A 12750-nucleotide genomic window follows, 5' to 3' on the forward strand; every position below is an offset into this window, starting at 1 on the left:
AAATATCTATCATATGCCGGAACACAACCGAGTGTGCCCATCAGTATCTTTGTGATTAGTGTTTCTGACAAGTTATTTTTTAGTGCTGAACCTTTTACTTCACGCCTGATTCCATCATAATAATTAGCAATAAATTCATTAATTTCCTTTAGCAATTTTTGATTACTTTCATTTCTAAAATTTTTACATTCTATTCCTGCTAGAGAATCATATTTGTTGCTTAAAATCTCACTAACAACAGGGATGTGTACTCTATAATCCTTTTGTAATAGAAATGAAGAACCTCGATACATCCCCCAACTTGCTAAATAAAATGCAAGTTGTAAACTCAGGTAATCAAGATTCACATCATTCTCTTTTCGAGCTGTCATAAAATGTGAATAGCAATGTTCCCATGAACGATATCTGTCATGTTCATCAGCTTTTAAATCGTTATAAAATTCAGTTGATGATTTAATAATCATATCGATTGTTTCCATAATTCCTACTTTCCTAATCAACTTTCAAATATATAGCGTTTTCATTATTTTCTTAACCTATTATATCATTATTCAAAACAAAAAACTGCAACTTACTTGTTGCAGTTACACACAGATTTACTTCTGTTCCTTTTAGAAATTTACTAAAGTTGAATTGGGGGTATTAGAGGAATTGAAATATTCTTTTTCTAATCTATAGTTATACCTATTCTGTTCGAGTTTCAGTTAAATATATTCCCCATTCAGCTAATTCTATAGGCAAATCATAAACAGTTTTTCCATTACTTTCATAGCTTTCGGAGATTCCTGGTGAGGTCTCAGAAAAAGTTTCCCAAGCCGTTACTAGTTCTTCTACAAATTGAATATTATGAGGTTCAAAAAAATCATTAAACTTCGATAGTTCTTTACTATAAATTGTCAAAACATTATAGCTATCAAGCATAATCTCATCATGACTTTGGTGCCCACCAAATCCAAACTTACTTAGTCCATCATTAACAAGCAAATCACCGTATCTAATCAACAGTGCTAGGCATTCCTCTCTTGAACAACCATCAATATAATAAACATCCTTATGGGATTCCTTGATAATATTCTTTGCTATCACTTTTTCTCTATCAATACTGACAGGCAATTCCAAAATAAAAAACAAAGGCTCGTCATGAATCGCAATAAAGTGTTGAAAAACCTCTAATATTTTTTCTGCGTGTACATTCGCCATCAAATTATGTTCAGTTAACTTTGTAAATGATTCAAACAGTTTTTCTACCAAGCTAACTTGGTGACCTTTTACTAAATTCAACATTATGTGTCCTCCAGAGAATTTAAACAATATCCACATTTATAATCTCATTATACCATTAAACCCCTAAAAAGACTGCAACTTCCCAGTCACAGTCTCTTATAAATCTACCTCAGTTCCTTCAAGGAAAGTTACTACAATATGTCCAGCTTCTGAAATACTGATGCGGTCGAGAACTTGATTCATGATAACTCCATCAAATTTATCTAAATCTAGTATCTGATACATCTGCTTGGCATAGTGCTTATGGAGAAGATTTGTTCCTTGCTCAAGCTTTTGCCACTTAGCTACAACATCAGATCTATGTTCTTGTAGCAGTCCAACTGCTTTCATAAAGGCTTTCTCAAGCATTTCTTCATCTATATGATTGTTTAAACATCCAATCTGGCCTTTGATCCTATATCGATTGTTACACTGCCAAACCTTCCGTTTACCTCGACTTGTAGTCCAATTTTTCTACCAAATACTGAAACACATTCGGAACAGAGAATCTTTGTAGTAAAAGAAGCATTTCAATAATTTATTCATGGCCGCTAGTTATGTTTCTTTCATCTAAAACCCCTTTTCAATGAAAACAAATACCTACTCACAGAGTAAATGGAAATAGGATTAGATAATTTCTAGCTATCACTTCTACTCACTCCAAAAATTTTCTCACTCCGATACTTCCATAGCACATAAGAAAAAGCATTGCAATCAAAGCTTTTCATTATCCCTTTCGTTACAAAGTTTTTACAATTTCACCATCAATCCTACACACTCGACGGTTCGCTGTTCCCGTAGCGTTTCGTCGTAAACTCCTTACTCTACGACAGCTATCGCATAGACGGAACATCTACTTCTACTTCGCTGATAAATCAGCTCGTACAAGCAGTGATACCGCCTCAACGTGATGCGTTTGAGGAAATAAGTCAACTGGCTGGACTTTCTTCAGCTCATATCCCAGCTCTTGATAGAGTTTGATATCACGCGCCATAGTGGCAGGATTGCAGGAGATATAGACAATCCGCTGAGGTTCCATGCTGACACTAGAAGTGATAAAGCTTTCTGTCAAGCCCTTGCGCGGCGGATCGACTAGGATGACATCCGCCTTGATTCCCTGATTCAGCCAAGTTTGGATGGCTTTTTCTGCAGGGGCGCAAACATAGCTGGCATTGTTGATTCCATTGAGTTCTGCGTTTCGCTGACTATTTTCTACGGCCTCAGAAATGACCTCGACTCCATAGACCTGCTGGACTCGGTCAGCCAGCGACAGACCAATGGTGCCAATGCCCGAGTAGGCATCCAGCACAATATCCTCTTTTTTAAAATCAGCAAAGTCAAAGGCCGTCTGATAAAGCTTCTCCGCCATCTCAGTATTGACTTGGTAAAAGGCTGGCGCAGCAATCTGGAACTGCTTACCCATCATGCTGTCAGTGATAAAGTCTTGGCCGTAGAGTGTTCGAAATTCCCGACCGAAAATGGCATTTCCCGGCTGGTCGTTGATATTTTGCATGATGGACTTGATAGCTGCGAAAGCTTCTGTCAAACGCTCTATTAACTGCTCCACTCGGAAGATCTTAGGCCGACTGGTCACCAAAATGACCATAATTTCACCCGAATAATGGCCACGGCGAACAACCAGATTGCGGATCAGACCAGTACCCTCTTTCTCATCGTAAGGCTTGAGATCGAAACGGCGCAGCAAGTCGCGTACAAAAACGATGACTTGGTCGATAACTGGATCCTGAATATAAAAGTCCTCAATCGGCAGGAGGTCATGGGAATTTTTCCGGAAAAATCCAGTTTCCAGCTGACCATTGACACGACGGACTGGCACCTGAGCTTTATTACGGTAGGCCAGTGGATGATCCATGCCCAGTGTCTCCAGCACTTCCACGTCTGAAATGCCAGCAATTTTATAGAGACAGTCCTGCACTTGCTTGCCTTTAAAAGCTAGCTGGGCTGGGTAAGCCAAGTGTCCCAAATCAGCAATTCCAGTCCGCAGATAGGCCAAATCGACATGCTCATTGCGCTGGTCGGACTTTTTCACAAACTCCTCAACTCGGCCGAAGCCGATTTTTTTATTGACCTTGAGGACGCGCATGCGGATCACTTCACTCGGCAGGGCATTTTCAATGAAAAAGACGCGGCCGTCTACCTTGGCCACACCCGCTCCCTCATGACTCAGATCTACAATTTCTACTTCAATAATATCGTTCTTTTTTAACATTTCTTTACTTTCTAATCAATCCTGCGCTCAACTGCAATGATACTAAAGCAGGGAATCACAGGATTTTCTACTGTTTATTTCTTTCTTCCTATTGGAAAACATGTTCACATTTCTGCTCTGCTATTTTCCAAAAAGAAAGGGAAGAGACAAAATCTGCCACTTCCCATTATATCATAAGAGTCCTATCTTAAGCCCATTTGTTTCAATCTTTCTTTATAGGCTTCAAAATCAATCAAGAGTCCTTGTCCACCATACATATCATAGGTATCTGTCCAGTCGCCCAGTTCTGGTATGGTGAGGCGCTCTATCCCATTACGTGAATCAAGCACCAAGGATAAGCCTTGTGACCAAATAAAACTCTGAGGTACATTGGTCGAGGTCAAGGCAAAAACTTTTCCTAATGCTTCAGAGCCTGTAAAAAGCTTCGTAGGGTCTTTTATCTGCTGCATGATAGCAGTCAAGACTTCTTGCTGGCGACGTGTACGACCAAAGTCACCCTCGTCGTCCTTACGGAAGCGGGCATAGTTTAAGAGCGTCCGCCCATCCATGTGCTGACGACCAACCTTGATGGTTTGAGTAGGAACCACTCCATCCTTCATGTTCAAATCATCTGGAACTTCCACTTCTGTGACTTTTTCGCCATCAATGGTCGAAAATTTGGCATCCATGAATACACCATTTGGAAAGAGAGTGTCAATTGCAGTCGCAAAGGTATTAAAGTCCACTAGAGCATAGTATTTAATGTCAATATCGAAGTTGTCCTTCAAGGCTTGGCGTACTGCCTCAGCTCCACGATGATTGTCTTGTTCACCAAAAGTATAGGCGGAGTTCAATTTTTGATCATAATAATCATCATCTGTTGGCTCCGTATAGGAATTGCTGACGCCGTCAATATGAATCAAGGTATCACGCATAAAGCTGACCAACTTCATTTTATGGTCTTTATTGCCAACGTTCAAGACCATGATTGAATCGGTCCGAGTCTCCGTTGAATTTTCTCCAATTCGGCCATCCGTCCCTAAAACAAGAATATTAATCCCATCTCGAGCATCATGGCCATCAAAGTACTCAACATCAGCCGCTTTAAGATTTCCTGGTCTCGCTGTATTTAAGCCTTTGAAAAACATAAAGAGCATGCCAGAAACAACCAAAAGCACAAAAATAAGGAGCCACATCAGCACGCGCTTAGGACGAATCTTTTTGTAGGTTCTCGGAGGTTTCTGAGTTGATTTTTTCGCTTCTTGCTTTAAAGAATTGCGGGAATTCTTTTGGCTTCTGCTAAGAGAGCCTTTACCCGGGTATTTGGGTAACAAACCGGATGAGTCCGTCTTCGAATCCTCTGGAGAAGCCTGCACAGTTGCCTTTGCAGATGCCTTTCTAGATGTCTCTTGCGCAGTATCTGGCCGTCCTTTCGACTTTTGGCGGAGGTAATTATACTCCTCTTTTTCGTGTTCGTTAAGATAGTAATAGTTTGTATGGAGATAATCCAGCCTTAACTGCTCGTGTCGACTCAGATTTTCTGTTTCTCTCATCTCTGCTCCAATCTATAATCCTGAATTTGAAAAACGGGATAACTGCCTAGAATTTTAAAGGTAATGCCAAGTGCAGTAAGCTCTTGGTAAGCAAAATCCACTAATTCTTTCCGTTCATTATCAATATCTATAATAAAGAAATATTCCCCTAGGGCTGTTTTAAGAGGGCGGCTTTCAATCTTTGTCAGGTCAATGCCACGCCAAGCAAAGGTTGATAAGGCCTTATACAGGGCACCGGGCAGATTGTCTGGCAAAGTCAAAGCCAAACTCTGTTTTTCCTCTTGCTTTACAAGCCTAAGAGTGGGAGTGGTCTGTCCTAAAATCCAGAAACGAGTAAAATTTTCCTCCATTTCCTGAATATCTTGGGCCACCACTTGCAGACCATACTCGACTGCCGCAGTCCGCGGTGCAATAGCCGCAAAAGGTTGGTCAGGATGCTCTGCTACAAAGCGAGCCGCATAGGCTGTACTAGCTGTAATTTCAATCGCTGCTTCTGGATAATGCTGGCGAATATAGCCTTTTCCCTGAGCAAGCGCCTGAGGATGGGAAAAAACTTTCTCAATAGGCTTGGTCAAACTGGTCGCCAATAACTGCTGCTTAATGGGCTGAACAATCTCTGCTACCGCTTGGATCTCAGCCTGATGGAAAAGATAATCCAAGGTCTCATGGACACTTCCTTCAATCGAATTTTCCACGGGAACAACCGAATAATCTACCTCTTTCCCTTCATAGGCCTTCATCACTTCTGTGATGTTTTGATAGGGCACCAAGTCTGCTTGGGGAAAGGCTTCTTGGGCAACATGGTGGGAAAAAGATCCCTTGGGTCCTAAAAAAGCTACTCTCATTGAATTTCCTCAATAATCTCTTGTGGGGTTTTTCCTACCACGTCAATTGTCTGTGTCGCGACCGCCGCATAAAGAGCCTGCCTTTGTTCAAAAATCTCCTGCAAATCTGCCTTGCTCTTGGTCAGATACAAGGGGCGCTGATTTTCCTGATCTTTCTCAATCCGACGAAAGAGGGTCTCAAAGTCAGCTTTCAGATAAATATTTTGGGGATTTTGAGCCAATAAGTCACGATTTTGGGAGTTCAAGACGACACCACCTCCTGTAGAAAGCACAACATCCCGCTGGATACACTCAGCCAAGACTTCAGCTTCAATTTTTCGAAAGGCTGGCTCACCATATTGAGCAAAATACTCTTGGATGGACATGCCGATCTTTTGGACAATCAGCTCGTCCATATCCAGAAAATCTGCTGACAAGGCTCTCGCAATCGTTGATTTCCCAGCCCCCATGAAGCCAAGTAAAATCTTAGCCATTCACCAAGCCCTCCAAGTCTGAGAAGAAGCTAGGATAGCTGGTATTGATAGCCTCTGCCCGCTCCAGCTCCACCTGACCATCCGAAACTAATAGAGCCGCAATCGCTGCCATCATTCCAATACGATGGTCACCGAATGTATTGATGGTTGCACCATGAAGAGGCGTTTTCCCATCAATAATCATGCCATCTGCTGTAGGGGTAATGGCTGCTCCCATGCTATTTAAGACGTCTGCGACAACCTGAATTCGATCGGTTTCTTTGACTTTTAACTCCTCGGCATCTCGGATCACCGTTCTGCCCTCAGCTTGGGTGGCTAAAAGGGCAATAATCGGAAGCTCGTCTATCAAGCGCGGAATAATTTTTCCGCCAATCTCCGTTCCTTTCAGCTCAGAAGTCTCAACGGTAATCGTGGCAGATTTGGCCACTTCATCTATATTAGAAAGGGTCATCTTACCGCCCATTGCCTTGATAACATCAAGAATCCCCGTCCGAGTTTCATTGATTCCAACATTTTCAAGAACGATTTTGGAATGGGGCAGAATCAAGCCTGCAACTAGCCAGAAGGCTGCACTGGAAATATCACCAGGCACTCTCACTTCTTGCCCTGTAAAGGTCTGACCACCCTGTACACGGATTTCCTTGCCCTTGACCTCAATTTGACCACCAAATTGAACAATCATATCTTCTGTATGGTTACGGGTGATTTCCTTTTCAATGATGACCGACTCGCCTTGAGCCTGCAAGGCCGCAAAAATCAAGGCTGATTTGACCTGAGCGGAAGCCACTGGCAACTGGTAATGGATAGGCTTTAAATCTTTTCGGCCATGGATGTGAAGTGGCGGTAAATCTCGTTCTGTCCGCCCCCAAATATCCACCCCCATTTGACTAAGAGGCAGGGTTACCCGATCCATCGGACGTTTGGACAGACTATCATCCCCAAACATCTCTGCTGCAAAATCCTGACCTGCCAAGACACCTGAGATCAAGCGGATGGAGGTTCCTGAATTGCCCATGTCTAATTTATTGTACGGCGCCTTGAGGCCATCAAAACCAACACCGTGGATTTTGACAGTCTTTCCGTCATCTTCGATTTTGACGCCTAAATCACGAAAGACCTGCATTGTAGAAAGGACATCTTCACCTCGCAAAATATCGTGAACCACTGTAAGGCCCTTGGCCAAGCTCCCGAACATAATCGAACGGTGACTGATTGATTTGTCGCCCGGTACACGGATACGACCATTCAAACCTTTTGCCTTTGTTCTTAACTTCATAGATGCCCCTTTCGATTTGCTACTAACTTCTATTTTATCATAAAAATAGCAATTTTCTAAAAATTTATTGTATTCATTCCCACTTCTTAGTCTTTTTTGCCTTTCCTACATGATAAAAGAGGCTGCGACAATCGTCTATCAGCCTCCCTTCATTCCTTATCAAAACTACGAGAGTGTTAGATTCTTACTCTAGTCATTCTCTGGTTTAGTCATTATTTGTGTCCTAAATGCTTGTCAATCTCATCCATGATCCGACCCATCACATAGCTAATCTGCAGATTGCGACCAATCAAGATAGCCCAGAAAATAGCCATCAGATAGTTCTCAGATATGATTGCTTCATTAAAAAAATATGTTTCTAGGGCTGTAAAAGCCGCCATTACTATAAATTGTCGTCTATTCATTCTTCCATTATAGCATGAAAAATCATAAAAATCTAAATTCAATCATCTTGCACGGTGATTTTTTCCGCTAGGAAATCAAAGCCTTCCGGTATCAAACTTTCTTCCTGCTTTTCGGCTACTTCAGCTTTATTGCTACGACTTCTAGCTGAAAATTCTGCCCGTATCTGAGTCCAGTCCTCTAGTGAAATGGCCAGAATATCTGGTGAAAAGCCAGCAGCATTGCTGAGCAGATTTCCAAACATGGTATTGAGATTTTCTCTTTTCATGGTCTGCTCAGCATTGAAATGAGACTCAAAAGCCAAAATAGCATGATTTTCATTGGCTGCGACTGGTTGCGAACCAATGAGCAAAGCCTTGTCCGCTCCTGCCAGACTCTCGATAATTTCACCCCAAGCATTTTGCAGCTTGGTCAAATTGCTGCGAGCCAATTCAGGATTTTCCACTGCCTCTTCCAAGATGGCATTGACCTTATTGCGGTCTACGCGATAAGTCTTGGCTTTTTGAGGTCGTGCCTCCGATTTCTTAGCTGCTGGAGCTGGCTGACTGCCGACATTGGCTAATTGTTGCTTAAGCTCTTGGATTTCCTGCTTGAGATTAGACAGTTCCTCTACCAAGTTGTCAGGAATCTGATCCGAGCTTGCTTTTTCCTCAGCCAGTCGAATGGTCATCATTTCTGTATAAATCTTGGGCTGCAGGCTATTCTTGATATCTGCCAAACTCCTAGTCGCCATATCAATCATGGCAAAAAGAGTGTCCTGCGGTGTATTGAGATTTTCCAGAAAGAGCTCACTGGCATGAGTATTCTCCCCGCCAGTTTTGACAATGAGCAAGTCACGCAGATATTGCAGGAGGTCCGTCACAAAACGGGCCATATTTTTACCACTATCAAAAATCAGATTGAGATTATCCAAGGCCGCAACTGCATCATGAGCAATCAAGGCTGCTACATAGGCATCCAAGGCTCCCAAACTGATAGAACCTGTGATTTCCTCAGCAATGTCCGTAGTCAAACGATTTTCCTGAGTTAAGCTAAGAGCCTGATCGAGGATAGACAAGGCGTCTCGCATACCGCCCTCAGCTCGACGGGCAATAATCTGCACACCTTCCTTCTCAAAATCAATGCCTTCCTGCTCCAAAATCCACTCAATATGACCAATAATGTCCTGAGTCTTGATAGACTTAAACTCAAAACGCTGGACGCGGGAAAGAATGGTCGCTGGAATCTTATGCAGTTCTGTCGTCGCTAGGATAAAGACCACATTTTCCGTTGGCTCTTCCAAGGTCTTGAGCAAGGCATTAAAAGCCCCAGTCGAGAGCATGTGCACCTCGTCAATGATATAGACCTTGTGCTTGGCCAGACTAGGCGCATAGGTAGACTTGTCCCGAATATCACGAATCTCATCTACCCCATTATTAGAAGCCGCATCGATTTCGATGACGTCTTCAAGGCTTCCCTCAGTGATGGCCTGACAGATATAGCAGTCATTGCAAGGCTCACCGTCCTTTTGATTCGGACAGTTCATAGCCTTGGCAAAAATCTTGGCAACACTGGTTTTTCCTGTTCCACGTGGACCAGAAAAGAGATAGGCATGGCTGATTTTGCCTTGCTCCACAGCCTGCCGCAGAGTGGTGGCCACTACCTGCTGACCCACCAGCTGACCAAAGGTCTGACTGCGGTACTTTCGATATAAAGCTTGATACATTAGGCTTTTTCTCCAAACATTTCAAAATTCCAGGTCGTTTTTTCAAGCAAAATCTGGACAAACTTTTCCAGATATTCCTGATCTACCTTATCATAATCCCCAGTCAAGGCCGAGTCCAAATCCAACACTCCAAGCAGTCGGCCGTCTTTTACCATGGGCACCACAATTTCGCTCTTAGCCCGGCTATCACAGGAGATATAATTGGCATGCTGGGTCACATCATCTACGATAATCGTCTGCTCTTTCTCAGCGGATTCCCCGCAAACACCCTTGCCTAGCGCAATGTGAACACAGGAAACACCGCCCTGAAAAGGTCCCAGAATCAGCTCGCTCCCATCAAAAAGATAGAAACCAGTAAAAACCGAATGAGGCAGGGCTTGATTAAGCAGGGCGCTAGCATTAGAAAGATTGGCCAAAGCATTGGTCTCGCCCTCCAACAAGGCTTCTAGCTGAGTCAATAACAGTTGATAATTTGAAATTTTTTCTTTTGTGTTCATAGAGTCTATTATATCAAAAAGCCGGTCTTTCAACCAAGCTTTTCTTTAATTTTGTTATCCAAAAATTCATCAATCAGTCTATTTACAATATCGGGTTGGTCGGTATTTGAATTATGTCCCGCCTTATCAATCCATTGAACAAACTTCCCAGTATTTTTTTCATAGGCTTTCAAATATCGTATACAAGACCCTGCACGATCTTCTTTTCCACATATAACCAATTGTGGACATTTTACTTCATAAGAAAGCTTCTTCTCTACTGCTTCTGAAAATATCTTATATCCGTATCCCGCAAGACGAGCATACCTTTTTTGATCGCCATCATAAACCATGATCATATCATACATCAGTTTTCTTCCATAGTCTGTTGTTGATACGCTTTTAGGCCCAGATTTCAAAAGAGATTTCCATGGATAGATTCTATAAATTGCCTCCATATTTTTTAGGAGCCACAACTCCATAGCTGTATAATAGTTCCTTTGCAGGGAAGGTGAATCAATCGTAACAAGGCCTTTTAATTTCTCAGGAAAAAGTTGAGCATAAACCTGTCCTACATATCCTCCCATTGACTGACCAATTATGATTGGCTTTTCAATTCCCTCTTTGAGAAATATTCCATCTAACCATTTTGCCATATCAAACAAGCTAAAATCGAGACGAAATGGATAAGATGAAGCGTGTCCAGGTGCGTCCCAAACCAAGACTCTATATGTACCTTTAAAATATTCTATTTGTTTTTCAAATAACCTATGGTCAGCCGTTAGCCCAGGCAAAAAGATAAGAGCACTTTGGGATGATTCAACAGCATCATTTGTCCAGTAATGAATTATTCCACTTGGTGTTTCATATGTCTTTTCAATCAAAGTTCTACACTCACATTCTAATTGGTTTAGTATAGTTTATCTCAATTTATTCCTATAGAAAGGCAAGCTATACTCAAATCATCTATTTACAGCCAACCTATAAAGCGGATAAGGTACATATTTAGTCGTACCTGACGTGAATAGTAGTAATTTCCACCATTAATATAAAGCTTAGGTCCGTAAAAAATGGAAAGTAGATTATAGTATGAATAGGTTTTTCCAGTCACATTGCCAAGACTCGGTGCAACTACTTCTTTTGAGTATTTTTTTGCAAGCTCGAGCGTATTCTCGCCGCCATTTTGCGCCACATAGTCGATATAGGCCTGACCAAAATTGTAGGCCTGAACCGCTGTCCAAACATCTACCTTTTTCTCGCTGGCCAGCTCTAGATTGTCCGATAGAGTCTGAATACCTTGCCGGACACTTTCTTTATTGTCTGTAATCGAATTGATTTCGCCTGTTGCACTCTCACTAGACTGCATGAGGTCGTTGTTTCTTCCCTTGGTTTCCGTGTAGATCATGGCTAGGACTAGCTCTTCATTAGCCGCTGTGTCCTGCTCGTCCAGCACTTCTCTAACCAAGCTTTGATAGGTCATAACCTGCTTAACATCACGATGGACCTGATAGCCTTTTATCGCGATAGCAGCCAGAATGATGAGCAAAATCAATCTTCTGATAAATTTAAACATTATTTACTTTGTATATCCTCGATATTTTTGATGAGAATAGAGTAGGTCCCGTTGTCGTTCTGGATAAATTCCACAGATTCAGCATCCTGATAGACATTATTGGGAACGATCAGCTCTATTCCATTAGAGAGGGATAATTTTTGATTTTCGAATTTCTTTTTCTGGCGACTGCTGTCAATCTCATCAAACTTAATTGGCTCTGGTATAGTTTCCTTAACTTGGTCAATAAAGGTAAGTCGGGCTGTCAGATTGCTGTCAAACAGCTCGTCTGCCAGCTTTTCAGGAGATAATTCGTCATTTTCTTCCAGATTTTTGAAAATACTGGATTTGACCTTGGACTGGAACTGAAAATCGTCTGTGTTAAAATTCTCAGCAATCTTTTGAGCCGTTTTTTCCAGAGTTTTGATAGATTTTTTTGGTGAAATCTTAGGACTGACCTGCAAGAGATTGTCAGAAAAATAGTTGAGAAAGGCGCCATTGTACTTGATGCGCTTTTCAATCAGATGGTACTTGCGAGACTGGAGATTGATGACCAAAGCCTCGTCCGCACCCGTACCAAAGCCAGGGAGATTGTTCTGCGTCAGCTTGATAGGATTGTCTACCTCACCACCCAAGTGGGTCAGAGTTTCCCGCAGAGCAATCCGCAGAAAAGCAAAGTGCTCCACGCCTTCCTTGTCAAACTGGACGAAAATTAAATCATTGGTTTTCTGGTTTTCACTGACCGAAAACTCTTCCTGCCAAAGCTTGGCCACCGTCACGGATGTTTCCAATAAGTCGTCCGAAAGCTGGGCTAAAAAGACATTATCAGGTTCGAAAATGCCTGTTTTAGCCTCGTCAGAATAAACTCGCTCGATTTTCTTACGCAAGTATTCTTCAATCTTGGGAGTGATATTAAGAAACTTATCCGCCAGCAGCAGTTCGGTATCAGCTGGGCTAAATTGATGAATGATGGCCTTCTTTACATAAATGTCCATC

Annotated in this window: 14 protein-coding genes; all 14 read right to left on the reverse strand. The window is 42.1% G+C overall.

The window, feature by feature from the left end; genetic code table 11:
* A partial coding sequence (locus tag D8872_RS08685; protein WP_125390654.1) for a hypothetical protein occupies positions 1 to 479 on the reverse strand: 479 nt, incomplete at its 3' end.
* A gap of 205 nt (positions 480 to 684) precedes the next feature.
* Entirely contained in the window at positions 685 to 1284 is a 600-nt protein-coding gene (locus D8872_RS08690; protein ID WP_015604753.1) for a hypothetical protein, read from the reverse strand.
* A 96-nt stretch (positions 1285 to 1380) separates the two neighbouring features.
* The gene (locus D8872_RS11245) at positions 1381 to 1614 is read right to left on the reverse strand and encodes a site-specific recombinase resolvase (RefSeq protein ID WP_446677433.1); all 234 of its coding nucleotides are present in this window, start codon (positions 1612 to 1614) and stop codon (positions 1381 to 1383) included.
* Positions 1615 to 2122: 508 nt separating this feature from the next.
* Positions 2123 to 3493, reverse strand: coding sequence for a 23S rRNA (uracil(1939)-C(5))-methyltransferase RlmD (gene rlmD, locus D8872_RS08700; protein ID WP_125390655.1), 1371 nt, complete (start codon positions 3491 to 3493; stop codon positions 2123 to 2125).
* A gap of 182 nt (positions 3494 to 3675) precedes the next feature.
* Positions 3676 to 5025: an LCP family protein gene (locus tag D8872_RS08705; protein WP_125390656.1), complete on the reverse strand. Its 1350-nt coding sequence runs from the start codon at positions 5023 to 5025 to the stop codon at positions 3676 to 3678.
* Positions 5022 to 5870 (reverse strand): prephenate dehydratase, encoded by an 849-nt coding sequence (gene pheA / locus D8872_RS08710; RefSeq protein WP_125390657.1) that lies wholly within the window; start codon positions 5868 to 5870, stop codon positions 5022 to 5024. Before pheA ends, D8872_RS08705 begins: the two co-directional genes overlap by 4 nt.
* The gene (locus D8872_RS08715; protein WP_125390658.1) at positions 5867 to 6343 is read right to left on the reverse strand and encodes a shikimate kinase; all 477 of its coding nucleotides are present in this window, start codon (positions 6341 to 6343) and stop codon (positions 5867 to 5869) included. Before D8872_RS08715 ends, pheA begins: the two co-directional genes overlap by 4 nt.
* On the reverse strand, positions 6336 to 7619 hold the full coding sequence (aroA, locus tag D8872_RS08720; RefSeq protein WP_125390659.1) for a 3-phosphoshikimate 1-carboxyvinyltransferase: 1284 nt from the start codon (positions 7617 to 7619) through the stop codon (positions 6336 to 6338). Before aroA ends, D8872_RS08715 begins: the two co-directional genes overlap by 8 nt.
* A gap of 212 nt (positions 7620 to 7831) precedes the next feature.
* Positions 7832 to 8023 carry a DUF3272 family protein gene (locus tag D8872_RS08725; RefSeq protein ID WP_125390660.1) on the reverse strand — a complete coding sequence of 64 codons (192 nt, stop codon included), beginning with the start codon at positions 8021 to 8023 and terminating at the stop codon, positions 7832 to 7834.
* 38 nt (positions 8024 to 8061) lie between these two features.
* Positions 8062 to 9726, reverse strand: a complete 1665-nt coding sequence (dnaX, locus tag D8872_RS08730) for a DNA polymerase III subunit gamma/tau (RefSeq protein ID WP_125390661.1) — start codon at positions 9724 to 9726, stop codon at positions 8062 to 8064.
* Positions 9726 to 10223 (reverse strand): free L-methionine (R)-S-oxide reductase MsrC, encoded by a 498-nt coding sequence (gene msrC / locus D8872_RS08735; RefSeq protein ID WP_125390662.1) that lies wholly within the window; start codon positions 10221 to 10223, stop codon positions 9726 to 9728. The genes dnaX and msrC overlap by 1 nt, the downstream gene beginning before the upstream one ends.
* Positions 10224 to 10252: 29 nt before the next feature.
* Positions 10253 to 11086 (reverse strand): alpha/beta fold hydrolase, encoded by an 834-nt coding sequence (locus D8872_RS08740; RefSeq protein WP_125390663.1) that lies wholly within the window; start codon positions 11084 to 11086, stop codon positions 10253 to 10255.
* Between the two features lie 86 nt (positions 11087 to 11172).
* On the reverse strand, positions 11173 to 11775 hold the full coding sequence (locus tag D8872_RS08745; RefSeq protein ID WP_125390664.1) for a lysozyme family protein: 603 nt from the start codon (positions 11773 to 11775) through the stop codon (positions 11173 to 11175).
* Positions 11775 to 12749: a nucleoid-associated protein gene (locus D8872_RS08750; RefSeq protein WP_125390665.1), complete on the reverse strand. Its 975-nt coding sequence runs from the start codon at positions 12747 to 12749 to the stop codon at positions 11775 to 11777. Before D8872_RS08750 ends, D8872_RS08745 begins: the two co-directional genes overlap by 1 nt.
* Between the last annotated feature and the right edge of the window lies 1 nt (position 12750).

It is taken from the genome of Streptococcus cristatus, from assembly GCF_003943815.1.
Taxonomy (GTDB): Bacteria; Bacillota; Bacilli; order Lactobacillales; family Streptococcaceae; genus Streptococcus; species Streptococcus cristatus_F.

What these genes read in the sequence shown, in the direction of transcription:
- D8872_RS08690 (WP_015604753.1), bottom strand. Translation starts at nt 1,284, where the DNA reads ATGTTGAATTTAGTAAAAGGTCACCAAGTTAGCTTGGTAGAAAAACTG.
- D8872_RS11245 (WP_446677433.1), bottom strand. Translation starts at nt 1,614, where the DNA reads ATGAAAGCAGTTGGACTGCTACAAGAACATAGATCTGATGTTGTAGCT.
- rlmD (WP_125390655.1), bottom strand. Translation starts at nt 3,493, where the DNA reads ATGTTAAAAAAGAACGATATTATTGAAGTAGAAATTGTAGATCTGAGT.
- D8872_RS08705 (WP_125390656.1), bottom strand. Translation starts at nt 5,025, where the DNA reads ATGAGAGAAACAGAAAATCTGAGTCGACACGAGCAGTTAAGGCTGGAT.
- pheA (WP_125390657.1), bottom strand. Translation starts at nt 5,870, where the DNA reads ATGAGAGTAGCTTTTTTAGGACCCAAGGGATCTTTTTCCCACCATGTT.
- D8872_RS08715 (WP_125390658.1), bottom strand. Translation starts at nt 6,343, where the DNA reads ATGGCTAAGATTTTACTTGGCTTCATGGGGGCTGGGAAATCAACGATT.
- aroA (WP_125390659.1), bottom strand. Translation starts at nt 7,619, where the DNA reads ATGAAGTTAAGAACAAAGGCAAAAGGTTTGAATGGTCGTATCCGTGTA.
- D8872_RS08725 (WP_125390660.1), bottom strand. Translation starts at nt 8,023, where the DNA reads ATGAATAGACGACAATTTATAGTAATGGCGGCTTTTACAGCCCTAGAA.
- dnaX (WP_125390661.1), bottom strand. Translation starts at nt 9,726, where the DNA reads ATGTATCAAGCTTTATATCGAAAGTACCGCAGTCAGACCTTTGGTCAG.
- msrC (WP_125390662.1), bottom strand. Translation starts at nt 10,223, where the DNA reads ATGAACACAAAAGAAAAAATTTCAAATTATCAACTGTTATTGACTCAG.
- D8872_RS08745 (WP_125390664.1), bottom strand. Translation starts at nt 11,775, where the DNA reads ATGTTTAAATTTATCAGAAGATTGATTTTGCTCATCATTCTGGCTGCT.
- D8872_RS08750 (WP_125390665.1), bottom strand. Translation starts at nt 12,749, where the DNA reads ATGGACATTTATGTAAAGAAGGCCATCATTCATCAATTTAGCCCAGCT.